22 protein-coding genes are annotated in these 24,805 nt (G+C 58.6%); 8 read left to right on the top strand and 14 right to left on the bottom strand.

The features are described from left to right. Positions 1–309 precede the first annotated feature (309 nt). Positions 310–654 carry a YejG family protein gene (locus ACQUTI_RS06095; protein ID WP_002912974.1) on the top strand — a complete coding sequence of 115 codons (345 nt, stop codon included), beginning with the start codon at positions 310–312 and terminating at the stop codon, positions 652–654. Between the two features lie 3 nt (positions 655–657). Here ACQUTI_RS06095 and yejF read toward each other — a convergent pair whose 3' ends face one another. From yejF to ACQUTI_RS06050, 9 genes are all read right to left on the bottom strand, one after another. After that, positions 658–2,247, bottom strand: a complete 1,590-nt coding sequence (gene yejF / locus ACQUTI_RS06090) for a microcin C ABC transporter ATP-binding protein YejF (protein WP_428923219.1) — start codon at positions 2,245–2,247, stop codon at positions 658–660. A gap of 1 nt (position 2,248) precedes the next feature. Then, a complete protein-coding gene (locus tag ACQUTI_RS06085; RefSeq protein ID WP_065905076.1) occupies positions 2,249–3,274 on the bottom strand; it encodes a microcin C ABC transporter permease in 1,026 nt (341 codons plus the stop codon). Beyond that, the gene (locus ACQUTI_RS06080) at positions 3,274–4,368 is read right to left on the bottom strand and encodes a microcin C ABC transporter permease YejB (RefSeq protein WP_048295218.1); all 1,095 of its coding nucleotides are present in this window, start codon (positions 4,366–4,368) and stop codon (positions 3,274–3,276) included. The genes ACQUTI_RS06085 and ACQUTI_RS06080 overlap by 1 nt, the downstream gene beginning before the upstream one ends. A gap of 9 nt (positions 4,369–4,377) precedes the next feature. Continuing rightward, complete coding sequence (locus ACQUTI_RS06075) at positions 4,378–6,183, bottom strand: extracellular solute-binding protein (protein ID WP_064183466.1); 1,806 nt, start codon at positions 6,181–6,183, stop codon at positions 4,378–4,380. A 68-nt stretch (positions 6,184–6,251) separates the two neighbouring features. Then, positions 6,252–7,814 (bottom strand): cyclic di-GMP phosphodiesterase, encoded by a 1,563-nt coding sequence (locus ACQUTI_RS06070; RefSeq protein WP_017899315.1) that lies wholly within the window; start codon positions 7,812–7,814, stop codon positions 6,252–6,254. Between the two features lie 187 nt (positions 7,815–8,001). Beyond that, positions 8,002–8,571, bottom strand: coding sequence for a bifunctional murein DD-endopeptidase/murein LD-carboxypeptidase (gene mepS / locus ACQUTI_RS06065; RefSeq protein WP_004201653.1), 570 nt, complete (start codon positions 8,569–8,571; stop codon positions 8,002–8,004). Between the two features lie 426 nt (positions 8,572–8,997). Then, positions 8,998–9,711: a phosphatase PAP2 family protein gene (locus tag ACQUTI_RS06060; RefSeq protein ID WP_017899316.1), complete on the bottom strand. Its 714-nt coding sequence runs from the start codon at positions 9,709–9,711 to the stop codon at positions 8,998–9,000. A 37-nt stretch (positions 9,712–9,748) separates the two neighbouring features. Further along, on the bottom strand, positions 9,749–10,726 hold the full coding sequence (locus tag ACQUTI_RS06055; protein WP_043520310.1) for a CobW family GTP-binding protein: 978 nt from the start codon (positions 10,724–10,726) through the stop codon (positions 9,749–9,751). A gap of 120 nt (positions 10,727–10,846) precedes the next feature. Further along, a complete protein-coding gene (locus ACQUTI_RS06050) occupies positions 10,847–12,313 on the bottom strand; it encodes a mannitol dehydrogenase family protein (RefSeq protein WP_004201649.1) in 1,467 nt (488 codons plus the stop codon). 207 nt (positions 12,314–12,520) lie between these two features. Here ACQUTI_RS06050 and uxuA point away from each other — a divergent pair, with 207 nt between their 5' ends. Then, positions 12,521–13,711, top strand: a complete 1,191-nt coding sequence (gene uxuA, locus ACQUTI_RS06045; RefSeq protein WP_064187884.1) for a mannonate dehydratase — start codon at positions 12,521–12,523, stop codon at positions 13,709–13,711. A gap of 70 nt (positions 13,712–13,781) precedes the next feature. Here uxuA and yeiP read toward each other — a convergent pair whose 3' ends face one another. After that, positions 13,782–14,354 (bottom strand): elongation factor P-like protein YeiP, encoded by a 573-nt coding sequence (yeiP, locus tag ACQUTI_RS06040; protein WP_002912951.1) that lies wholly within the window; start codon positions 14,352–14,354, stop codon positions 13,782–13,784. 147 nt (positions 14,355–14,501) lie between these two features. Here yeiP and ACQUTI_RS06035 point away from each other — a divergent pair, with 147 nt between their 5' ends. Further along, positions 14,502–14,756, top strand: coding sequence for a YkgJ family cysteine cluster protein (locus tag ACQUTI_RS06035; protein WP_004201647.1), 255 nt, complete (start codon positions 14,502–14,504; stop codon positions 14,754–14,756). 2 nt (positions 14,757–14,758) lie between these two features. Here the strand turns inward: ACQUTI_RS06035 and ACQUTI_RS06030 are convergent, their stop codons facing one another. Continuing rightward, positions 14,759–15,691: a LysR family transcriptional regulator gene (locus ACQUTI_RS06030; RefSeq protein WP_017899320.1), complete on the bottom strand. Its 933-nt coding sequence runs from the start codon at positions 15,689–15,691 to the stop codon at positions 14,759–14,761. Between the two features lie 213 nt (positions 15,692–15,904). Between ACQUTI_RS06030 and ACQUTI_RS06025 the strand changes: the two genes are divergently transcribed. Both ACQUTI_RS06025 and ACQUTI_RS06020 read left to right on the top strand, forming a co-directional pair. Beyond that, positions 15,905–16,249, top strand: a complete 345-nt coding sequence (locus ACQUTI_RS06025; protein WP_017899321.1) for a DUF3302 domain-containing protein — start codon at positions 15,905–15,907, stop codon at positions 16,247–16,249. A gap of 1 nt (position 16,250) precedes the next feature. Beyond that, positions 16,251–17,387, top strand: a complete 1,137-nt coding sequence (locus tag ACQUTI_RS06020; RefSeq protein WP_053810129.1) for an HlyD family secretion protein — start codon at positions 16,251–16,253, stop codon at positions 17,385–17,387. 34 nt (positions 17,388–17,421) lie between these two features. On the opposite strand, the gene setB is transcribed toward ACQUTI_RS06020, so the two are convergent. Beyond that, positions 17,422–18,603, bottom strand: a complete 1,182-nt coding sequence (gene setB, locus ACQUTI_RS06015; RefSeq protein ID WP_048325162.1) for a sugar efflux transporter SetB — start codon at positions 18,601–18,603, stop codon at positions 17,422–17,424. A 336-nt stretch (positions 18,604–18,939) separates the two neighbouring features. Here setB and fruB point away from each other — a divergent pair, with 336 nt between their 5' ends. From fruB to fruA, 3 genes are read left to right on the top strand one after another with little or no spacing between them, the layout of a single operon-like run. Beyond that, a complete protein-coding gene (gene fruB, locus ACQUTI_RS06010) occupies positions 18,940–20,070 on the top strand; it encodes a fused PTS fructose transporter subunit IIA/HPr protein (RefSeq protein WP_004201642.1) in 1,131 nt (376 codons plus the stop codon). Beyond that, the gene (gene fruK, locus ACQUTI_RS06005) at positions 20,071–21,009 is read left to right on the top strand and encodes a 1-phosphofructokinase (protein ID WP_002912941.1); all 939 of its coding nucleotides are present in this window, start codon (positions 20,071–20,073) and stop codon (positions 21,007–21,009) included. It begins immediately after the preceding gene. 16 nt (positions 21,010–21,025) lie between these two features. Next, the gene (gene fruA, locus ACQUTI_RS06000; protein ID WP_004201641.1) at positions 21,026–22,720 is read left to right on the top strand and encodes a PTS fructose transporter subunit IIBC; all 1,695 of its coding nucleotides are present in this window, start codon (positions 21,026–21,028) and stop codon (positions 22,718–22,720) included. Positions 22,721–22,773: 53 nt separating this feature from the next. Here fruA and nfo read toward each other — a convergent pair whose 3' ends face one another. Together nfo and ACQUTI_RS05990 are read right to left on the bottom strand one after the other, a co-directional pair. Continuing rightward, positions 22,774–23,628, bottom strand: a complete 855-nt coding sequence (gene nfo, locus ACQUTI_RS05995) for a deoxyribonuclease IV (RefSeq protein WP_023318749.1) — start codon at positions 23,626–23,628, stop codon at positions 22,774–22,776. A 71-nt stretch (positions 23,629–23,699) separates the two neighbouring features. Further along, complete coding sequence (locus ACQUTI_RS05990; RefSeq protein WP_004201639.1) at positions 23,700–24,749, bottom strand: YeiH family protein; 1,050 nt, start codon at positions 24,747–24,749, stop codon at positions 23,700–23,702. Between the last annotated feature and the right edge of the window lie 56 nt (positions 24,750–24,805).

Below are 24,805 nucleotides of genomic sequence, written 5' to 3'. Positions count from 1 at the left end.
TCGCCCCTTTCTTGATGCATGTCAACCGCAATGGGCTTCAGGGTTCTGTGATTTGTTTCCTTTATGTAAAATCAATTAGTGTAAAAAGTCGCATTGTTGCGATAAAAAAGTTGTTTTGGATCACAGAAACGGGTACATATAGCGCCAATCGGCTTGCCGGGTTAAAAAATAACACGCTGGAATATAAGCGCTTAACCCTGGTCCGACGCGGCTGTAAACGTTTTCTGCGTCTGAGCAGGACTATTTGTCAACAGTGTGTTAATATTGATGTAAATTTATTGTGAAGCCTTTTGCTTCCGGGGAAACCACGTGAATACACAACAACTCTCTATCGTACACCGTCTGCCGCAGAGCTATCGCTGGCTGGCCGGTTTTGCGGGTTCCAGAGTTGAACCGATTCCGCAAAACGGCGCGCAGAACGAAAACAGTCTCGTCGCCCTGAAACTGCTGAGTCCGGACGGTGAAAAAGCCTGGCCGGTGATGCATAAGCTCAGCCAGGCGTTAAGCGACATCGAAGTCGACTGTTCCGTTCTTGAGTGCGAAGGCGAACCCTGCCTGTTCGTTAATCTGCAGGATGAGTTTGCCGCCACCTGTCGTCTGAAAAATTTTGGCGTGGCGATCGCCGAGCCCTTCTCCGGCAATAACCCTTTCTGACCGTCAGCTTAGCGCCAGCAGCTGGCGGGTATACTCATGCCGGGGCGCGCTGAAGACGGACTGGCACTCGCCCTGTTCAACCACCACTCCCTGCCGCAGCACCATCACCTGGTGACATAGCGCGCGCACCACGCCTAAATCATGGCTGATAAAAATATAGGCCAGCTGATGCTTCAGCTGTAATGCTTTCAACAGATTCAGGATCTGCGCCTGAACGGTTTTATCCAGCGAGGAAGTCGGCTCGTCGAGGACGATCAGCTGCGGCTTGACGATTAACGCTCTGGCGATGGCGATACGCTGGCGCTGGCCGCCGGAGAATGCCGCCGGGTAGCGCTGGCGGCTGGCCGGATCGAGCCCGACCTCCTGCATGGCAAAAATTACCGCCTGTTCGCGTTCGACTGCCGTCAGCGTCGGCTGGTGGACGCGCAATCCTTCTTCAATAATCTGCTGCGCCGTCAGGCGCGGATTGAGCGACGAGTTCGGATCCTGAAAAACCACCTGCATTTGTCGGCGCAGCGGCAGCAGCTGTCGACGGTTACGCCCCTGAATCGGCTGACCGGTAAAGGTTATCCTGCCCTCGGATGAGATCAGGCGCAGCAGCGCCAGACCGGTGGTGCTTTTCCCCGCTCCCGATTCGCCCACCAGCCCCAGCGTCTCGCCGGCGCGTAGCTGAAAACTGAGGCTGTTGACCACCCGATGGTGATCGACAACCCGGCGCAGGATCCCTTTGCGAACAGGAAATGCCACGTTTAAATCGTCCACCTGCAGCAGCACCGGGGCATCGACGGCCAACGGCACCGGCTCACCGTCCGGTTCGCTATCCAGCAGGCGTTGGGTGTAGGGATGAGCCGGCGCGCTGAACAGCGTCCGACAGTGATTGTGCTCCACGCAGCGGCCGTTCTGCATTACCGCCACCCGGTCAGCCAGCTGGCGGACGATGCTCAGGTTATGGGTAATAAACAGCATCCCCATGTTCAGCTCCCGCTTCAGCTCGCGCAGCAGCTGCAGAATTTGCGCCTGCACTGACACATCGAGAGCGGTGGTCGGCTCGTCGGCAATCAGCAGCTCAGGGCGCGTCAGCAGCGCCATGGCGATCATCACCCGCTGGCGCTCGCCGCCGGAGAGCTGGTGCGGATAGTCCGCCAGCCGCCGTGGCGCCTGTCGGATCCCGACGCGCTCCAGACAGTCGAGGATCTCCCCGCGCGCCGCCTCTTTGCGCATTCCCCGGTGTAAAGACAGCACCTCGTAGAGCTGTTTTTCCAGGGTATGAAGGGGATTGAGCGACACCATTGGCTCCTGAAAGATCATCGCGATCCGGTTGCCGCGCACGCCGCGCAGGGTCGCCTCATCCGCATGCAGCAGCGACTGGCCATGAAAACGGATATCGCCGCTGGGGTAGCTGGCCGGCGGGGTAGGGAGCAGCCGCAGCACCGACAGGGCGGAGATGCTCTTACCGGAGCCGGATTCACCCACCAGGGCCAGCGTTTCGCCGACCGCCACCTCGAGCGACAGATTATGCACGACGGTCTGCGTCTCGCCCTGCTGGCGAAAGGCGATAGAGAGATTGTCGATAGCTAACAGCGGGTGGGTCATATTACACCGCCTTACTGGGGTCAAAGGCGTCGCGAACCGCTTCACCGATGAAAATCAGCAGCGTCAGCAGCACGGCGACGGAAAGAAACGCGGCAATACCCAGCCAGGGCGCCTGCAGGTTGTTTTTGCCCTGCAGGAGCAGCTCGCCGAGTGAGGGCGAGCCAAGCGGCAGGCCGAAGCCGAGAAAATCCAGCGACGTCAGGGTGGTAATAGAGCTGCAGAGAATAAAAGGCAGGAAGGTGAGGGTCGCCACCATCGCGTTGGGCAGCATATGCCGCAGGATGATCTGCCGGTCGCTGACCCCTAACGCCTGCGCCGCCCGGATGTAGTCGTAGTTGCGGGTGCGGAGAAATTCAGCGCGCACCACGCCCACCAGTGTCATCCAGCCAAACAGGACGGTGATCGCCAACAGCCACCAGAAGCCCGGCTGCACCACGCTGGAGAGCAGAATGATCAGAAACAGCGTCGGCATGCCGGACCAGACTTCGATAAAACGCTGCCCCCAGAGGTCGATTTTACCGCCGTAATAACCCTGGATCGCCCCGGCCAGCACCCCCAGCACGCTGGAGAACAGCGTCAGCAGCAGGCCAAAGAGTACCGAGATGCGCGTCCCATAGAGGATCCGCGCCAGCACATCGCCGCCGTTGGCGTCGGTGCCGAGCCAGTTGCTGGCTGAGGGCGGCGAGGGAAAAGGAACCGTGCTGGCAAAATTGATCGTCGTCGCGCCGAAGCGCACCGGCGGCCAAAGCGCCCAGCCGTGGCTGGCCAGCTGGTGCTGCAGCCACGGATCCTTATAGTCAGCGGCGGTGGCGAATGCGCCGCCGAAGGTCTGCTCGGTGTAGTTTTTTAATACCGGGACGTACAGCTGGCCCCGGTACTGCACCAGCAGCGGCCGATCGTTGGCCAGCAGCTCAGCCCCCAGGCTGCAGAGGAAGAGAATTAAAAACAGCCACAGCGACCAGTAACCGCGACGGTTGTGGCGAAAGCGCGCCCAGCGGGCCTGATTAACGGGACTGAAGAACGACATTAGCGGCCCTCAAAATCAATACGCGGGTCGACCAGCGTATAGCTGATATCGCTGACGATATTAAGCAGCAGGCCGATCAGGGTGAAAATATAGAGCGTCCCGAACATCACCGGATAGTCGCGGGAGACCGTCGCTTCATAGCCCAGCAGCCCCAGACCATTCAACGAGAACATCACTTCGATCAGCAGCGAGCCGGTAAAGAACATACTGATAAAGGTGGCCGGGAAACCAGCGATCACCAGCAGCATGGCGTTGCGGAACACGTGTCCCCAGAGGATCTGTTTCTCCCCGACGCCTTTGGCGCGGGCGGTAACCACATACTGTTTGCGGATCTCGTCGAGGAAGCTGTTTTTGGTCAGCATGGTCAGGGCGGCGAAGCCGCCGATCACCGTCGCCAGCACCGGCAGGGTGATGTGCCACAGATAGTCGAGGATCTTTTCATACCACGGCAGGGTGTCGAAGTTTGGCGAGACCAGACCGCGCAGCGGGAAAAGGTCGAAATAGCTGCCGCCGGCAAAAATCACGATCAGCAGGATGGCGAACAGAAAGGCGGGGATCGCATAGCCAATGATAATCAGCGTACTGCTCCAGAGGTCAAAGCGGCTGCCGTTGCTGACGGCTTTGCGGATGCCCAGCGGAATGGAGACCAGATAGATGATCAGCGTGCTCCACAGCCCGAGGCTCACCGAGACCGGCAGGCTGTCTTTAATCAGCTGCAGCACGGAGGCGCTGCGAAACAGGCTGTCGCCAAAATCAAAGCGCAGATAATCGCCCAGCATCTTCAGGTAGCGCTCGTGCAGCGGTTTGTCGAAGCCGTAGCGGTGGGTGATCTCGGCGATGACTTCCGGATCGAGGCCGCGCCCCCCGCGATAGTGCCCCTCGCTGATATTGCCGGCGCCGGTGCGGGCATGGCTGGCGCCCATCCCGCCGTCGCCGGCGCCTGGCATTCCGCCGTGCTGACCAAATTCGATGGCGGCGATGGCCTGGTCGACCGGGCCGCCGGGGGCGATCTGCACAATAAAAAAGTTAATGGTGATGATGGCCCACAGGGTGGGGATCACTAACAGCAAACGGCGGATCAGGTAACTGCCCATGGTATGTCCTTAGCGTCTGTCCGCGGGGAGGGTGGCCGCTTTGTTCGCGTCATACCACCAGGTATCAAGGCCGGACGAATAAATGGGGCGGGTTTTCGGGAACGAGAATTTATTCCACCACGCGGTGCGGTCCTGCGCCATATACCACATCGGCAACATATAATGGTTCCAGGTGAGGACGCGGTCCAGCGCCCGGCCGAGCGGGATCAGCTTCTGCTTATTACCCTGCCACTGCAGGATCTGCGCAATCAGTTTATCCACCACCGGACTCTGCACCCCCGGCGCGTTGTAGCTGGAGTGAATATAGTCTGACGCCCAGGAGATTTGCAGGTCGGTCCCCGGCCAGGGCATGGCACGCCACAGGCTTGGCATCATGTCGTAATCGCGGCTGCGGCGGCGGTTGCTGTACTGCGAGTTATCCACCTGACGAATATCCATGACGATCCCCAGGCGCTGCAGGTTGTGCTGGAACGGCAGCACCCAGCGGTCATTGCTTCCGGCCGGCATCAGCAGCTCAAAGCGCAGCGGCTTGCCGGTGGCGGCGTTAACCCGGCGCTGGTTCTTCACCGTCCAGCCTGCCGCGTTGAGCAGGGCGTCGGCTTTGAGTAAGTTGGCGCGGTCAAAGCCATCGCCGCGGGAGACCGGCGGCTGGTACACCTGGCTGAAGAGCTCGGGGGGCAGTTCGTTTTTCATCGGCGTCAGCAGGGCCAGTTCGGCCGCGTCGGGCAGGCTGCGGGCGGCATATTCGGTGTTCTGGAAATAGCTATTGGCGCGCTGATAGGCGCTGTAGAACAGCGCTTTGTTCATCCATTCAAAATCAAACGCCAGGGTAATGGCCTCCCGCACCCGGCGATCGGCGAATACCGGGCGCTGGATATTGAACGCCAGCCACTGGGTATCCTGCGCCGAGGTGTTGGCATACTCCTCTTTGATGATGTAGCCGCGGCTGAAGTTGCGGCCAACGTAGCGGGTAGCCCAGTTTTTGGCGACCGTCTCTTCCCGGCGGTCAACGGCCCCGGCTTTAAAGGCTTCAAAAGCGACGTTGTCGTCAAGATAATAGTCATAGCGCAGCGTATCGAAGTTCCAGCGACCGCGGTTGACCGGCAGGTCGGCCGCCCAGTAGTCGGCGACCCGGGAATAGGTAATATACTGTCCCATCCGCCAGGCGCTGATGCGATAGGGTCCGCTGGCCAGCGGCGGCTTTGACAGCGGGTCGCTAAGTTTGTGATGGCGCCAGAACGCCTCGGGCATCACCGGTAGGCTCAGCAGGCTCAGCATATTCTCTTTACCGGGCTGGCCGAGGTCGATACGCACAGTCAACGGCGCGATGGCCTTCACGGTGGTGCCTTTATAAAAGAGGCGGAACTGCGGCACCCCTTCGGTCATAAACTTCTTGAAGGTAAAAGCGACATCATGGGCGGTGATTGGCGTGCCGTCGTGAAAACGGGCGCGGGGGTTGAGAGCGATCTCCATCCATGAATAGTCCCCGGCGTAGCGCGCCCGCTCGGCAATCAGCGGATAATAGCTCCCGGGCTCATCATCCGAAGTGGTGAACAGGGGATCGTAGAGCGCCTCAGTTCGTACCGCGGGATTGCCGCGCAGCGCGTAGCGGTTGAAGTTGTCGAAGGTGCCGATTGCCGCCAGGGTGAGCGTGCCACCTTTCGGCGCCTGTGGATTGACATAATCAAAATGGCTGAAACCGGCGGCGTATTTGGGCTCGCCGATAATCGCGAAGGCGACGCTTTCCTGAATGGATTGCGCGTTAGCGCTCAGGCTAAACAGAGCAAGCAGAAGCAGAAAAAGTCGCGCATACATAGGCGGCAGAATACCCCGTCATAGCCGGCCCCCATGGCCGACTTCTGTTCCCGCATCATAAGTGAGACTTAACGCGTTGTGAAATAGTTCGCGGGTTCATCGTGCGCGGCCACCAGCGCCGCCAGCGACAGCGGCCGGCTGATCCAGTACCCCTGCAGGAAATGAACCCCCTCAGCGCGGAGCCACTCCGCCTGCTCCTGGGTCTCCACCCCTTCGGCGACGGTCATTAATTTCAGCCGGCGGCTGAGGGTCAGTACCGCATCCAGCACTGGCGAGGTAACGGTTTCGGTGCCGATCGCCTGCACAAAACCGCGATCGATCTTCAGATAGTCGAAGTTATAGCGCTCAAGGTAGATCAGCGCGCTATGCCCGGTGCCAAAATCATCAATCGCGATTTCGAATCCCTGGCGGTGGAGCCAGGCGAAGTTAGCCATCGATTTTTCTTTATCAATCATCGCCCGCTCGGTCACCTCCAGCACCACGTGAAAATGGCCGGCGGGCAGCGCGGCGGCGAAGCGCAGCATATCGTCGCGGAAGCTGTCGGCCTGCAGATGGGCAGGAGATATATTCAGCCCCAGCTTGACGCCGCGCGGCAGAATACGCTTCAACACCGCAGCATCGCGGGCGATCAGCGCCAGCAGATGATGGGTTAGCGGCACGATCATCTGCTGGGTTTCGGCCAGGTTAATAAAAACGTCGGGCGGGATTTCGCCCACCACCGGATGGCGCCAGCGCATCAGGACCTCGACACCGCTGATATGCAGAGTCTGGGCATTCACCACCGGCTGATAGACGACGTAGAACTGGTTGTTTTTGATCCCCAGGAGAATGGATTTTCGCGGATCCGATTTGATCGTCAGCACGTAATAGCAGAGTAGCCCCGCCAGCAGGCCGCACACCACTCCGAGCAGCAGAGCAAACTGCGTATTTTCCGCCAGCCAGCTGTTGGCATACAGGTAGACCTTCAGCGGTAAACCCTCGATCTGTGTCTGGCGGATCGGCGCGTTATGCAGCGTTTGCGGATCCACCAGCCGGTTACTGAAGGTGGAGATGGCGGTGTGATCGATGGCCAGCGCAATGCCGCTGAAATCATTCTGCCGTGCAGAATAGAGGATATACGGTGTGAGATTGGCGTTAATCGACACGAAAATGCCGCTGTTTTTATCACCAGGTTTTCCTACCCACAACGCCAGCGCCGCGCTCTTCGGCATCATCGGCGTGCCCGGCAAAATGGCCATATCAAGGGGTTTACGGATATCAATGGCCGGGATCAGCTGGGTGAGGGGGGTATCCATGGCGCCGGTTGCCGAGGAGCAAAAGGCCACGCCGTTTTTGACCAGCAGAAAGGCGCGGACGTTAGGGCTGAAAGCGGCATGGGAGGTGAGCCCGGAGTCAATATTCTCGCAGGGCTGGTCCACCAGCGGCTGCAGGCCGTCGATGGTCTGCCGCAGGTCGTGAAAGTAGCTCTTCAGATAGGTATTAACGTTGTTGATAATGGCGTCGAAACGCTCCGCCCGGTTATGGTAAATCACCATAAACTGAATGCTGCCGGCCAGTAGCGCGACGATAACTCCCACGCACAAGCTGGTTATCCAGGTTTTACGCTGGGGCGAAAAGTAGCGAGTCAGCATAGCTATAGTCTTTCCGTGTTATTGATGCGCAGCAACGGGTTGTCAGTCGTCGTTTTTCTCATTCCCACTTAAAAGACATAGCTTATTTTGCGTCGTTCAGAATCAGGTGGCAAAAAAAAACACTGCCGGGGCAGTGTTTTTTATCCCGCTTCCAGCCAAGGGATAACCGGCGGCGGTAGAGGACAGTTTACGAGCGGCTCAGGACTCGACGCGCTTCGTTGTAGCGCTTTTTCCAGTATGGCTCATCCATGCTGGAGATAGTCACCCCGCTGCTGGTAGAGGCGTGAACAAACTGGTTGTTGCCGAGGTAGATCCCTACATGGCGGCCGGTAGAACCGGCACGGAACAGAACCAGATCGCCGGTACGCAGCTGGGTACGGGAAATCGATTTTCCGGTTTCCTGCTGTTCAGAAGTTGAACGCGGCAGTTCCAGACCAAATTGTTCGCGGAAGGTGCGCTGCACGAACGCCGAGCAGTCGATACCTTTGCGGGTGCTGCCGCCGAGGCGGTAACGCACGCCTTTCCAGCTGGCATACTGATCCATTAAACGGGACTTCACGTCCAGGTTACGGACCATCGTTTCAAATTCATCCTGAGAGGCTTGCAGTGATGATAAATCGCCACTACCCACAGCATGCGTCTCAGAATGCATATTCCTGGCGGTACTTGTTGAACTACACGCGGAAAGCAGAACCGCTACTGCAATCGCGGGGGCTACCCGCAAGATGTATCTCAAAATCGGCTGAGATTTGACCATGCTGTTTATTTTCCCTTGTTGTCCTTAACGACAATGTCGTTATAAAAATGCCAAACGTGTTAGAGCCTAAATACCCATCCGCAATGAGACAATTCCTTAAGCTTAAATTTGTGCAGTCACGCACAATTTTATTCACGCCTTGAATTAATGTTGCGGAAAAGGCAAAACGAGAACGAGATTACCCTATCAAACGCCGCATGGCGAGCGGTTTTGCGCGATTTCTTATAAGTATTTTGGTGACAAAAAGTGAATCATCGGGAAAGGCCAAAATAGCGACAATATCGGGCAAAAAACAGACAATTCCTTCATTTGTCACGGGATTAATGTGACAAGAAGATGAACGTGATGTAGAAAAAAAGGACAATTGAAAAAAAGGGACCCAAAAGGTCCCCTTATAGATAATGAGTCTGGCGACTGCCGGAGACATTATTTGGCTGATATTCCACCGGGTAAGTAGCGATCGAAAAAGGCGATCAGTTTATCGCTCAGGGAAGTCATCAATACCCAGGGCGCGCCAATCAGCACGGCGGTCAGCGAGCCGACGGCAATATCGCTGAACCAGTGGGCGCCAATCATCACCCGCGGGAAAGCAAAGACCACAAATATTACCAGCGCCACGGCCAGCGCGCGGCGACCAAAATAGCGCCACATAAAGCTCGCGAAGATCAGCAGCATCATCCCATGATCGCCGGGGAAGCTGTCCTTGGAAGCATCCTTAGTGGGGAAGTTAACGACGTCGCTGACGCGGGTCACATCGCTGAAAAACAGCGACGGGCTGGCGCGCTGAACCGGCATCAGGTGCTGCGCCAGCTGGTTGATGATCACCGCCGCCAGCAGCATCACCAGGCCCATAATGGCGATCTGACGACGGCCTGCCGCCGGCGCCTTGAGCCAGTAGCTAAGCATCAGGCACCCCATCGCCAGCAGCGAGCAGGCGTCGAAGGCGCGATTGTTGATGATCGCCAGCAGCCAGGCGTAAGCGCGGCTGACGCTGACACCATGGTTAAAGAAATGGAAGATCGCGGAGTCAACAGGCGCCCACGCGCCGTGGTTGGCTGGCAGATACCAGGAGCAAAATAGCGCCACACCCGCGATGTTTAGCAGCAAGATTAAAGGAATTCGGTTTTTCATCATAGCCATTGCGATTTTGTGACAGTCGGCGGCAACCTTAGCCGCCTTAACTTAAACGAAGCCTCAACAATGAGGTCTGGAGCGCATTCCAGTCGGCTTCATTAGCGGAGATAAGCTCGATGCGGCTATCGGGCGGGGCAACGCTGAGGGTCTCGATATGCAGATCCTCACCCTGGCGGTTGATCCGCACCGCCCCTTCGGCAATGCGCAGCACACCTTTGACGCGCGCCACCGGCGCCAGCCGGGCCCACTCCAGCAGGGCGATGGTGTCAAAGACCGTTTCCGCGTCGAAGATCCAACCGCAGGCCTGATAGCCCTGGCCGCTGTTAAGGTGGCGGCGCCAGCGCTGGTGTTCCGCCAGGCTAAGGGCGGCGAGACCGGCTGTTGGAGGATGGCGATGGGCGTGCTCCGCGCTCGCCGGCAGTGGGGCGGTGTTGCGCCGGGGTTCATCAAGCAGGGCGAGGTCGATATTCCCCTGGGTCGCCGACACCTGGCGGCGCTCGCCGCCCCAGCGTTGCCACCAGTCGGCAAACGCCTGAGCGCTTTCGGGCGTTTCCCGATCGCTTTTATTGGCCACGATGATATCCGCCGCCGCCAGCTGGTCGCGAAAGTTGTCGTTGTTGACCGCTTTCTCGTCCAGTAGCTGACGCGGATCGAGGATGCACAGGGTCGCGCGCAGATCGATCCAGGGTTCATACACCGCCGCGGTGAGAATATCGAGGATCTGCTTTGGATGGCCAAGTCCGGTAGGTTCGATCAACAGACGATCGGGTTTCCCCTGGCGCAGCAGGGTGTTCAGTCCGACCTGCATCGGCAGGCCATTGACACAGCACATGCAGCCGCCGGGGATCTCTTTGAGCAGGGCGCCGCTGTCGGCCAGCAGCGCGCCGTCTATCCCGACTTCGCCAAACTCGTTAACCAGTACGGCCCATTTTTCATCCGCAGGCTTCTGCGCCAGCAGATGAAGAATCGAGGTCGTCTTACCGCTGCCGAGAAAGCCGGTGATCAAATTGGTTCTGGTCACTCTTTTCTCCAGGATAAATGTAATGTTGTAACAGTTATGCCTATCCTGACGAAAAAAGAGGGAAAAGAGAAGTCCTGAGGCGGACAGAAGGGAATTCTGTCCGCATAAGCGCAAATATTGTTAAGAATCGAGCGCGCGGGCAACTGCCTCGCGGGCGCCGTGCATCGCCAGCTGCTGCCAGGCGGCGCGGATCCCGGCGACAAACAGGGCGTTGCGCGGCAGGTCGCGGCCAAATATTTCCTCCAGACCCAGCAGGGCGTCAACACGCTGCTGCTCATCGCTCTGCGCCACCCGCTGCTGGATCTTGTCCACCAGCGGATCGCGCACGTCGATGGTCTGACCGGCATCATCCGTGCCGCTGACGTAGCGCATCCAGCCGGCCACGCCGAGGGCCAGCAGCGGCCAGCGGCTGCCGCGCTCAAGATGCACGCGAATACCGTCGAGCATGCGCTGGGGTAGCTTCTGGCTGCCGTCCATGGCGATTTGCCAGGTACGGTGTTTGAGCGCCGGGTTGCTGAAGCGCGCGATTAAGCTGTCGGCATAGGCCGCCAGGTCGACGCCGGTAATGGTCAGCGTCGGGGCCTGTTCGTCAAGCATCAGCTGGCGGGCGGCGCGGCGGAAGACCTCATCCTGCATGCAGTCGCTGACGTGCGCATGACCTGCCAGATAGCCAAGCCAGGCGAGGAAAGAGTGGCTGCCGTTGAGCATCCGCAGCTTCATCTGCTCCCAGGGCAGCACGTCGTCGGTCATCTGCACGCCTGCCGTCTCCCAGGCGGGGCGCCCGGCGACAAAGTGGTCTTCGACTACCCACTGAATGAAGGGTTCGCAGCTGATGGCGCAGGGATCTTCCACTCCCAGCACGGCGGCGATTTCTGCCAGCGACTCGGCGGTGGCGGCGGGAACAATGCGATCCACCATGGTGCCCGGGAAGCTAACGTTGTCGGCGATCCAGCTCGCCAGCGCCGGACTGCGTTTTTCCGCCATGCCGAGGACGGCATTTTTCACCACGTGGCCGTTATCGGGAATGTTATCGCAGGAGAGCACGGTAAAGGGCGGCAGGCCGCGTTCCCGGCGGCGGGCCAGCGCTTCAACTAAAATACCGGGAGCCGACTGCGGGAGCGTCGGATTTTCCAGATCGTGAACGATGCGCGGATGCGTCGGATCCAGCTTGCCGGTCGCCGGATCGATGCAATAGCCTTTTTCCGTGATGGTCAGCGAGACAATCGCCACCTGCGGCTCGCAAAATTTCTCGATAATCGCCGCCAGCGAATCGAGCCTGGCGTTCAGGCATTCGTGCACTGCGCCGATAATAATGGGCTGATTACCGTCGGCGCCTTTTTCCAGTACGGTAAACAGGTGGTCCTGTTCGCGAAGCTGGCTCATCAGCGTATCGCCGCTGAACAGACTGATTTCGCAGATCCCCCAGTCGCCGCCGATGTTATTCAGCACGCGATCGGTCAGCAGCGCCTGGTGCGCGCGATGAAACGCGCCAAAGCCGAAATGGACAATACGCGAGCGGAGCTGGCTGCGATCGTACTGAGGACGTTGCACGTTTTCCGGTAGCGTAGCGGTTGCAATTGTTGTCATTCTTCACACACCTGTTTAACTGCTTATTAACATTGCCAGTCTAAAGTTATATGACAGGAAATTAAATTGGTAAGCCGAAATTATCCGCTGACTGTGAGCTGGATCAATCAATGCACCGGCACTGTTTGCAGCCTGCTGAGAAACATGTATGGTAGTCGTCATGAGTGTCGCCATTATTGGTATAACAACTTTTGTGAGGGCATAGCGATGGAGCAAACCTGGCGGTGGTATGGGCCGAACGATCCGGTATCGCTTGATGATGTACGGCAGGCAGGGGCGACCGGGGTCGTCACTGCGCTGCACCATATTGCAAACGGTCAGGTCTGGCCGGTCGACGAGATTAAAGCGCGTCAGGCGCTGTTAGCGGCGAAAGGGCTGACCTGGTCGGTGGTCGAAAGCATTCCGGTGCACGAGGATATTAAAACCCACAGCGGGCAGTATACGACCTGGATTGCCAACTATCAGCAGAGCATCCGCAACCTCGCGGCCTGCGGCATCGATACCGTATGCTACAACTTTATGCCGATCCTCGACTGGACGCGCACCGATCTGGAATATGAGCTGCCGGACGGCTCCCGGGCGCTGCGTTTCGATCAGATCGCCTTCGCCGCCTTTGAACTGCATATCCTCAAACGCCCGGGGGCGGAAGCGGATTACAGCGAAGAAGAGCAGCGCCAGGCCGAGGCGTATTACAAGGCGATGAGCGAAGCGGACATTGAGAAACTGACCCGCAATATCATCGCCGGCCTGCCGGGGGCGGAAGAGGGTTACACCCTCGACCAGTTCCGCGCGCGTCTGGCGGAATATGACCACATCGATAAAGCGCAGCTGCGCGAAAATATGGCCTATTTCCTGCGGGCCATCGTGCCGGTGTGCGAAGAGGTGGGGATCCGTCTGGCTGTGCATCCGGACGATCCGCCGCGGCCGATCCTTGGCCTGCCGCGTATCGTCTCGACCATTGAAGATATGCAGTGGCTGAAAGAGACAGTGGACAGCATTAATAATGGCTTTACCATGTGCACCGGATCCTATGGCGTCCGCGCCGATAACGATCTGGTGAAGATGGTGGAGACCTTTGGCGATCGTATCCACTTTACCCATCTGCGCTCCACCTGCCGTGAAGCGAACCCGAAAACCTTCCACGAGGCGGCGCACCTTAGCGGCGACGTTAATATGGTGGCGGTGGTGGATGCGATTCTGCGTGAAGAGCAGCGGCGTAAGCAGGCCGGCGATCTGCGCCCGATCCCCTTCCGTCCGGATCATGGTCATCAGATGCTCGACGATCTGCGCAAGAAAACCAACCCAGGCTATTCGGCGATTGGCCGTCTCAAGGGGATGGCGGAAGTACGCGGCGTGGAGCTGGCGCTGAAGATGACCAAATACCCTGAACTGTTGTAATCGCGGCAATGGGGATAATAAAAAGGACAGCCAGCGGCTGTCCTTTTTTATGTCAACTCGTCACGGAAGATTAATCCGCGCGGCCCATATAGCGGCACTCTTCGATATGAATGCGGATTTTCTCACCGGTGGTCAGGTATTCCGGCACCTGAATCACCAGGCCAGTGCTCATGGTGGCGGGCTTGGTGCGGGAGCTGGCGGATGCCCCTTTAATCCCCGGCGCGGTTTCGATAATTTCCAGGTCCACGGTCTGCGGCAGCTCAAGCGCCAGCAGCTGCCCATCCCAGGTCAGCACCTGCATATCCGGCATGCCGCCTTCCGGAATAAACTGCAGCTCTTCTTCGATCTGCTCTTTCGTGAAGGTGTAAGGGGTGTAGTCTTCTTTATCCATGAACACGTATTCGTTGCCATCGACATAAGAGAAGTCAACGAAACGACGGGTCAGGGTCACGGTATCGACGATATCGTCGCCTTTGAAGCGCTCTTCTACTTTCAGGCCGGTACGCACATCGGAGAAGCGCATTTTATACAGTGTCGCAGCACCGCGGGCGCTGGGTGACTGAATATCGATATTTTTCACAATCAGCAGCTTGCCGTTGTAATTCAGCACCATACCTTTTTTAATTTCATTCGCTCTTGGCATTGCAGTAATCCTGTCACTTAACGAGTCAAAAATATCGCGTAAAACTACTCGCGCCCGGGCATTCAGGCAAGTGGAATTCGCGAGTTTTGCTATCTTCTGGCAAAACGTTTAGGCTGTGGCGCAAAATGAGCGTTCGGGAGCTGGGTTGTGGAATGTCGTACTGATTGTGGCGCATGTTGCATCGCCCCCTCTATATCATCGCCGATCCCCGGTATGCCGCAGGGCAAGCCGGCCAACACTCGCTGTATTCAGCTCTCCGAGCACAATCTGTGCCTCATTTTCGGTTCCCCACTGCGCCCGAAGGTGTGCGCCAGCCTGCAGCCCTCGCCGGAGATGTGCTTGACTCATCGTGATGAAGCCATTACCTGGCTGCTGGCGCTTGAGCTGGCCACCGCGCCCTGAGCTTAAAGCAGCAAATGAGACAGGTTTTTGATATGGACGCTGAGGCCGTCCAGCAGCGCCTGGACGCGCAGCGGAAGAATGTCCCGTCGCTGGTAGATAAGCCAGGCCTGCAGATCGATACAGCGCTCCTTTTTCAGACAGGGAACCAACTGTCCTGCCGCCAGCTCGGTGGCGAGTGAATAGTAGGGCGCATAAACGATCCCCATCCCCAGCTTCGCCAGCTCCACCGCCGGCAGCGTGTTATCGCACACGAATCCCCCCTTTACCGTGAGATTAAGCGGTTTGCCGTTTTTGCTTTTGAAGGTCCAGATATTGTCGCTGCCGCCCAGCATACGCAGGGTGATGCACTCATGATCCACCAGCGCCTCCGGTTCGGCGATAGGGTGTTGCGCGAGGTAATCCGGGGAGGCGAAGACGCCGGTACGAAAGCGGGTAAACGGGCGGGCGATGAGGTTTTCATTCTGTGGCTTAAAGGGGCTTATCAGCAGATCGCAGTCGCTATTGAAAATGGCGCCGTATTTCTGTTCCCGCTCGCTGGCGTTGCGGGTGACCAGATTGATCTGCAGCTCCGGCAGCGTTTTTCTTAGCGCTGGCAGAATATAGCGCCCGAGAAACTGGTGGATGCCGATGGGCGCGCCAAGGGTGACAACGCCCTGCAGTGTGTTCTTATAACGGTCGGCGAGGTTGATAAGCTGCTCATGCTGCGCAAGAACGGCGCTGCTGGCGTGAATAAATTGCTCGCCGAACTCGGTACGCACCAGTTCCCTGGCGGTGCGCAGAAAAATAGCCAGACCGACTTTCCGCTCCACGCTGGTCAGCGTCCGTGAGACGTTAGACTGGGGCATATTCAGGCGCTGGGCTGCCCGGCTTACGCTGGCGGTTTCGGCGATGGCGCAGAGGATCCTCAGCTCGTCCATTTTAAAGTCTTTCAACATCTTATCGCTGTCTGATATTAATAGTATATCAAAAATGATATACCAGTTTGGCTGAATTGCCATGTGATTTATTGATCCGCTGAACGTATGATGGCCTTTGCGTTGAACAGTCGTTTATTTAAGGAAATCTGTGCGTTTTATTGCTTCTTTTGTGGTTCTCGACGTGATTAAAAATAACGATCTTCCCGCTGGCTTACTGAGTGTATATGCACCATGCTGCTTAATTATTTTGCTTTGTTTGTATTAATACTGGTATTTCTCATATTGTTTTATGGAGTTATTATTATCCACGATATTCCCTATCACATCGCGCAAAAACGCCAGCATCCCCATCAGGACGCGATTCATGTAGCAGGCTGGATAAGCCTGTTTACCCTGCATGCTATCTGGCCTTTTCTGTGGATCTGGGCCACGTTGTACCGGCCTGATCGTGGCTGGGGGATGGCCTCACAGACCGAAGGACATCAGCAGCGAGCGGAGCTGGAGAAACGCATTGCGTTACTTGAAGCGGCATTAAAAAACAGCCAGCAGGCGTCGGTGGAGAATAGCGAGAAATAATATGGATCTGTTAATTATCCTTTGCTATGTCGCCATTGCCTGGGGCGTGTTTAAAATATTTCGCATTCCAGTAAATAAATGGACGATCCCCACCGCTATATTAGGCGGAATAGTGATCGTCGGTGCACTAATATTAACGATGAACTATAACCACCCCTATACGATGCGAGCGCAAAAAATTGTCGTCTCCATTCCGATGGTGCCGCAGGTATCAGGCGAGGTGGTGGAGGTGACCAGTAAAACCAATGTGTTAATGAAGAAGGGCGAACTGCTGTTTCGCATCGACGATACCCGCTACCGCGCACGGCTGAACAAGCTGAAAGCCGATCTGGCGGCCGAGGAGGCCACGCTGCGGGCGAAGCAGGCAACCATTGACGATGCCAGCGCCAGAGTACAGCAGGCGCAGGCGGAGTACGACCGGGTCACCCGCGACTACCAGCGCTATGCCCAGGGAGCGGCCATGCCGGTGAATCCTTTTTCGGAACAGGATGTGACTCATGCCAGGCAGCAGGTGCAGATCCAGTCGGCGGTACTGCAGGCGGCGAAAGCGCAATTACAAAACGCCCGAGAGCAGGTATCCGGACGCTACCACGGGCTGGATGCCAATATTGCCAGCCTGAAATCGCAGATCCTTGAAGCGGAGTATAATCTGGCGCAAACCGTGATTCGCGCGCCGAGCGACGGCTACGTCACCCAGCTTCTGGCGCGGCCGGGGATGACCGCGGTGCGTCTGCCCTTCAAGCCGGTGCTGGTGTTTATTCCCCAGCAAAAGCGCCAGGTGGTGGCGGTATTCCGCCAGAATTCGGTCCTGCGTCTGACGGCCGGGGATAGCGCGGAGGTGGTGTTTAACGGTCTGCCAGGCAGCGTCTACAGCGGTAAGGTATCGCGGGTGTTGCCGACCGTCCCGGACGGCAGCTACCAGGCCAGCGGCGCGCTGCAAGGACTGAACGCCGGGGCAGCGAAAGAGGGCATTTACGTGCTGATCGACCTCGATCCCCATCCGGAAGTGGAACATTTACCGGACGGTGTCAGCGCCCAGGCGGCGGTGTATACCGATTATTTTGCCCATGTGTCGATTATGCGCAAAGTGCTGCTGCGCATGACCAGCTGGCTGCATTATCTCTATCTGGATCATTAATCCCCATTGCCCGGCTCCGGCCGGGCAACCTTATCTAGACGTCCCTGATCCGCCACAGGCAGGCCTGCGTGGCGATCCCCATGACCAGCGCAATCCAGAACACCGCATGATAGCTCCAGATCTCTGCCACCACGCCCGCCAGTGAGCCGGCGATGATCCAACCGACGCGGGTGGTATTGGTGTAGAGGGTGGTGGCAGCGCCTGCCTGCCCGGGCATCAAATCCTGGAAATAAAGCATGCCAATCCCGGCGAGGATCCCAATATAGATGGCGTTCAGCACCTGCATCGCCAGCAGCAGCCCCGGCGTATGCACCGTCAGCATGCCCACATAAAACAGCACCCCAGCCACCGCGGAGAGGCGCATCAGAAAGCGTTTACCGAAGCGCCGGGCATAGTAACCGGCAATCAGCATGGTGGGGATTTCCAGCCCGGCGGCGGTACCCATCATCAGGCCGGCCAGCTTCTCCGGCAGATGCAGCTCGTTAATGATAAACAGCGGCATATTAATGATGTACAGGCTGTTCGTGCCCCACATCAGCGTGCAGATGCTGAACAGCAACAGCGCATCGCGGCGGTGCGTGCGCGGGGCTTCCAGCCGGCCGGTCGCCACCGCCTTCGCTTTGCGCATGCTGGGCAAGAACAGCCAGACCATTATCCCGCAGACGATAAACGCCGCCGCGGCGCTGAGGTACATCGCGGTAAAGCCAAACCCCATCGCCAGCGCATAGGCCAGCGGGGGACCAATCACCCATGCCAGGGAAACCTGGGCGCGCAAAATGGAGCTGAACATCACCGCTTCGCGGCCGGTTTTGTCGGCATGCTCGCGCGCGAGGGCGAACATCTGTGGGTTGGCGGTCGAACCAAAGCTGCTGAGGAAGACGCCGACGAACAGCAAAATGAAGTAGTTCCGGTTCCAGGCAAACAGCACGCAGGCCAGCACTCCCAGCAGGCAGCAGACGACAATCAGCTGCTTGCGGTCGCCCTGACGGTCAGAACGTCCGGCGAGGAACTGACTGACCAGAATGCCTATGACGGCGCTGCCGGTAAAAAAGAAACCCACCATCGCCGGGCGGACGTGTACTTCATTGGTCAGAAACAGGCTCAGGGTCGGCGTCTGCAACGCCCCGGCAATGCCCGTCAGAAAGGCGACGATCAGGAAGGCGGAAGAGGTGACATCGAATCCGCGTCGGGGAAGGGCGGCGCTTCGGTTTTCCATGTGTTTGGTTTTCTGTAGTTTCAGGAGACGGCGCGGAGTTTACGCCTGCTGGCTGAAAATAAACAGTAGTATGGCACGAATAATTAAAAAGGCGTTTCAAAATACAAGGTTCAGCAAAAAGCTGACGCTTACCCCAGCCAGGCGCCAGGGCTTCAGCAAAAGTGTGCAGTACCTCTAAGTTCTGCAATCAAGTCGCTGACGTACCTTGCGCATTGAGCAAGAAAGGTACAAAATTCTTGAAACGTTTCAGCGTCATTCGACATATCGTTCACCGTCAGATGGCGCCTTTTTTCTCAAGTTAGCTGAAACGATTCAATTCAGCAGGAGAGGAGAACCATGTTCCAGTTATCTGTGCAGGATATTCATCCCGGCCAGCAGGCCGGTAATAAAGAAGAGGCCATCCGGCAGGTCGCCGCCGCGCTGGTCAGCGCCGGCAACGTGGCCGATGGCTACGTGAACGGCATGCTGGCACGCGAGCAGCAGACCTCGACCTTCCTCGGCAACGGGATCGCGATCCCGCACGGCACGACGGATACGCGTGATCAGGTGCTGAAGACCGGCGTTCAGGTGTTTCAGTTCCCGCAGGGCGTCACCTGGGGCGAAGGGCAGACCGCCTATGTGGCGATCGGGATTGCCGCCAGCTCAGATGAACACCTCGGCCTGCTGCGTCAGCTGACCCACGTGTTGAGCGATGACGCCGTCGCCGCCCAGCTGCAGTCCGCCACCACCGCGGAAGAGCTGCGTGCGCTGCTGATGGGAGAGAAACAGAGCGAAGCGCTGAAGCTGGATAACGAGACCCTCAGTCTTGACGTCGCGGCCAGCGATCTGCTGACCCTGCAGGCGCTGAACGCCGCGCGTCTGAAAGAAGCAGGAGCGGTGGATTCCGCCTTCGTTAGCCACGTCATTAACGATACGCCGCTGAACCTCGGTCAGGGCATCTGGCTGAACGACAGCGCTGAAGGCAATCTGCGCAGCGCCGTGGCGGTCAGCCGCGCCGCCACCGCCTTCACCCGCGACGATCAGCCGGTTTCCCTGCTGGTCACGGTGGCGATGACCGACGAGCAGCCAACCGCGGTGCTGAACCGCCTGAGCAAGCTGCTGCTGGACAAGAAAGCTGACCATCTGCTGAAAGCCGACGCCGCCACCGTGCTGGCGCTGCTGACCAGCGACGACGCGATTGCCGAAGATGTGCTGAGCGCCGAATTTGTGGTGCGCAATGAGCATGGCCTGCATGCCCGTCCGGGCACCATGCTGGTCAACACCATTAAACAATTTTCCAGTGACGTCACCGTCACTAACCTCGACGGTTCCGGCAAGCCGGCCAACGGTCGTAGCCTGATGAAGGTCGTGGCGCTGGGTGTGAAAAAAGGTCACCGTCTGCGCTTTACCGCGCAGGGTGAAGATGCGCAACAAGCGCTGGATGCGATTGGCGAAGCGATCGCCGCAGGCCTTGGGGAGGGCGCATAAATGAGCAGACGTGTAGCAACAATTACTTTAAACCCGGCGTACGATCTGGTGGGCTTCACCCCGGAGATCGAGCGCGGTGAAGTGAACCTGGTGCGTACCACCGGCCTGCACGCCGCCGGGAAAGGCATCAACGTGGCGAAAGTGCTGAAAGATCTTGGCATTGACGTCACCGTCGGCGGCTTCCTGGGGAAAGACAACCAGGATGGCTTTCAGCAGCTGTTCAGCGAGCTGGGGATCGCCAACCGTTTCCAGGTGGTGCAGGGCCGGACCCGTATCAACGTTAAGCTGACGGAAAAAGATGGCGAAGTGACCGATTTCAACTTCTCCGGCTTCGAAGTGACCCCGGGCGACTGGGAACGCTTCGTCAACGACTCCCTGAGCTGGCTCGGGCAGTTCGATATGGTCTGCGTCAGCGGCAGTCTGCCGTCCGGCGTCAGCCCGGAGGCCTTTACCGACTGGATGACCCGTTTGCGCAGCCAGTGCCCGTGCATCATTTTCGACAGCAGCCGCGAAGCGCTGGTTGCCGGACTGAAAGCGGCGCCGTGGCTGGTGAAACCGAACCGTCGTGAGCTGGAAATCTGGGCTGGCCGTAAGCTGCCGGAGATGAAAGACGTTATCGACGCCGCCCATGCGCTGCGCGAGCAGGGGATCGCTCACGTAGTGATTTCCCTGGGCGAAGAGGGCGCGCTGTGGGTGAACGCCTCCGGCGAGTGGATTGCCAAGCCGCCTTCAGTCGAAGTGGTCAGCACCGTTGGCGCCGGCGATTCGATGGTCGGCGGCCTGATTTACGGCCTGCTGATGCGTGAATCCAGCGAACATACCCTGCGCCTGGCGACCGCTGTCGCTGCCCTGGCCGTCAGCCAGAGCAATGTAGGGATCACCGACCGTACCCAGTTGGCCGCGATGATGGCGCGCGTCGACTTACAACCCTTTAATTGACAGCAGGAGAGGCATAATGAAAACGCTGCTGATTATTGATGCCGGACTCGGACAGGCGCGCGCCTATATGGCGAAAACCCTGCTGGGCGCCGCCGCGCCAAAAGCGCACCTTGAACTGATTGATAACCCCAACGACGCCGAACTGGTGATTGTTCTCGGGTCGGCGCTGCCCACTGACAGCGCGCTGAACGGCAAACAGGTTTTCCTCGGCGATATTAATCGCGCCGTGGCGCACCCGGAGCTGTTCCTGAGCGAAGCCAAGGGCCATGCGACGCCGTACGCGGCGCCTGCCGCCGCGGCAGTCCCGGCGGCCACCAGCGGACCGAAACGTATTGTCGCGGTCACCGCCTGTCCGACCGGCGTTGCCCATACCTTTATGGCCGCTGAAGCCATTGAAACCGAAGCGAAAAAACGCGGCTGGTGGGTGAAAGTGGAAACTCGCGGCTCCGTCGGCGCGGGCAATGCTATCACCCCGGAAGAGGTGGCCGAGGCGGATCTGGTGATCGTCGCCGCCGATATCGAAGTCGACCTGGCGAAATTCGCCGGCAAGCCGATGTATCGCACTACCACCGGTCTGGCGCTGAAGAAAACCGCCCAGGAGCTGGACAAAGCGGTGGTGGAAGCCAAACCGTACCAGCCTTCCGGGAAACCTCAGGCTGCTGGCGAAGGTAAAAAAGAGTCGGCGGGCGCCTACCGCCACCTGCTGACTGGCGTCTCCTACATGCTGCCGATGGTGGTGGCGGGCGGCCTGTGTATCGCGCTCTCCTTTGCCTTCGGGATCAAAGCGTTTGAAGTAAAAGACACCCTGGCGGCGGCGCTGATGCAAATCGGCGGCGGCTCGGCCTTCGCGCTGATGGTGCCGGTGCTGGCGGGCTTTATCGCCTTCTCTATTGCCGACCGTCCGGGTCTGACCCCGGGTCTTATCGGCGGTATGCTGGCGGTCAGCGGCGGCTCCGGCTTTATCGGCGGGATCATCGCCGGTTTCCTTGCCGGTTACGTGGCGAAAGCCATCAGCACTAAGCTGAAACTGCCGCAGAGTATGGAAGCGCTGAAGCCAATCCTGATCATTCCGCTGGTTTCCAGCCTGATCGTGGGCCTGGCGATGATCTACCTGATCGGTAAACCGGTCGCCGGTATCCTTGCCTGGCTGACCCACTGGCTGCAAACCATGGGCACCGCCAACGCGGTTCTGCTGGGCGCGATCCTCGGCGCGATGATGTGTACCGACATGGGCGGCCCGGTGAACAAAGCGGCCTATGCCTTCGGCGTTGGCCTGCTGAGTACCCAGACTTACGCGCCGATGGCGGCGATCATGGCGGCCGGTATGGTGCCTCCGCTGGCGATGGGTGTCGCGACGCTGGTTGCCCGCAATAAGTTCGACAAAGGGCAGCGGGAAGGGGGCAAAGCCGCGCTGGTTCTCGGCCTGTGCTTTATCTCTGAAGGGGCGATTCCTTTTGCCGCCCGTGACCCGATGCGCGTGCTGCCTTGCTGTATCGTCGGCGGCGCGGTAACCGGCGCTATCTCGATGGCAATTGGCGCAAAACTGATGGCGCCGCACGGCGGGCTGTTTGTTCTGCTGATCCCGGGGGCGATTACGCCAGTGCTGGGCTACCTGCTGGCGATTGTCGCCGGGACGCTGGTGGCGGGCCTCTCCTACGCGGTGCTGAAACGCCCGGAAGCGCAGGTAGCGGAAGTCGAAAAAGCGGCATAATCTCTCCGCAATAAAAAAGGGCCGACTGTTCGGCCCTTTTTTTATGTCTCTGTTTACGCCACTTCGGCGATCTGCTGCGCCCGCAGCCAGGCTATCTCTTCCGCCCAGATATCCGGGTTGATGGTTTCCAGAATCAGCGGAATGCCGTCGAAGCGGCTGTCCTGCATGATCCAGCTGAAGCAGTCGTGGCCGATGTTGCCTTCCCCCAGACTATGGTGACGGTCAACCCGGCTGCCAAAGGCGCTCTTGGCATCGTTGAGGTGCATGCCGCGCAGATACTGAAAGCCGACGATACGCTCGAAGTCGGCAAAGGTCTTCTCGCAGGCTTCGGCGCTGCGCAGGTCGTAGCCGGCGGCGAAGGCGTGGCAGGTATCGATGCAGACGCCGACGCGGGTTTTATCTTCCACGCCATCGATGATGGCTGCGAGATGCTCGAACTTAAAGCCGAGGTTGCTGCCCTGGCCGGCGGTGTTTTCGATCACGGCGGTGACGCCTTCGGTCTTGGCCAGCGCGATATTGATCGATTCGGCGATGCGCGCCAGGCACTCCTCCTCCGGGATCTGCTGCAGATGGCTGCCGGGGTGGAAGTTGAGCAGCGTCAGCCCCAGCTGCTGGCAGCGGGTCATCTCATCGATGAAGGCATCACGGGATTTTTCCAGCGCTTCTTCCACCGGATGGCCGAGGTTAATCAGGTAGCTGTCGTGCGGCAGGATCTGCCCGGGCCCAAAGTGATACTTTTCACAGGCGGCTTTGAATTCGGCGATGGTCTCGTCGCTGAGCGGCGCGGCGCGCCACTGGCGCTGGTTTTTGGTGAAGAGGGCGAAGGCGGTTGCTTCGATTTCGGCGGCGCGAATGGCGGCATTGGCCAGTCCACCTGAGGCGCTCACGTGCGCTCCTACGTATTTCATAAAAAAACTCCAGTTAAAGCCGCTGGGGGGTGGGTAATGATAGCGGCTTAACTGGAGAAAGATGTAGTGCTTTATGCCATCAGGCTGTGGATCGCGACGTTAATGGCCCCGCCGCCGACAATCAACCAGACGAACAGCATCAGCGCCATCAGCAGCGGTTTCGCCCCGGCTTTTTTCAGCGCGCTGACGTGAGTGGTCACCCCAAGAGCGGCCATGGCCATCGCCAGCAGGACGGTATCCAGCGTCACCAGCATATCCACGACCGCTTTCGGCAGCAGATGGAAGGAGTTAAACACTGCCACCAGGATGAACATAATGGCAAACCACGGAATGGTGATTTTGCTTTTCTCGCCGTTACCCGCCGGGGTCAGCTGTTTAACACGCGCCGCCAGGAACAGCAGGAACGGGGCCAGCATCATCACGCGCAGCATTTTAGCGATAACCGCGGCATTCTCCGCATCCGGGCTGACCGCATGGCCGGCGGCGACGACCTGCGCCACTTCATGCATGGTGGAACCCATATAGATCCCGTAGGTCTCCGGGGTAAACCAGTGCGCCAGCAGTGGGTACATCGCCGGGTAGAGGAAGATGGCGATGGTACCGAAGATCACCACCGTGGCGACGGCGACGGTCACTTTACTGGCTTCGGCTTTGACCACCGGCTCGCTGGCGAGCACAGCCGCCGCGCCGCAGATGCTGCTGCCGGCGCCGATCAGCCAGCTGGTGTGCTTATCGAGCCCAAACACTTTCTGGCCCAGGAAGCAGGCGATGAAAAAGGTGCTGGAGAGCGTCAGAACGTCAATCAAAATACCGCTCACGCCGACGTCGGCAATCTGGGCGAACGTCAGGCGGAAGCCGTAGAGGATGATCCCCAGGCGCAGCAGATGCTGTTTGGCGAAGATCACCCCGCCGTCGCAGGGTTGCCAGATTTTCGGATAGACCGTGTTACCGACGACCATCCCGAACAGGATAGCGAGGGTCAGGGCGCTGAAGCCCGCCCCGGCAATGGCCGGAAAGCTACCGGCCCACAGGGCGGCGCCGGTCAGGGCGGCGGTCAGCGCCAGGCCTGGGACAAAATGCCACAGGGAACGATGTTTGGTGGGTAAAGTGAGTGCTGTCATAACCTTCTCCTTTGTCTGCCTAAAGGTTACGCCGCGCGGGATTAAATATAAAATTG

Source organism: Klebsiella sp. 7-CIP_Kleb. (genome assembly GCF_050378655.1).
Lineage (GTDB): Bacteria > Pseudomonadota > Gammaproteobacteria > Enterobacterales > Enterobacteriaceae > Klebsiella > Klebsiella quasipneumoniae.
The sequence above is the reverse complement of the archived record's forward strand: the minus strand, read 5'-3'. Positions and strand labels throughout refer to the sequence as shown.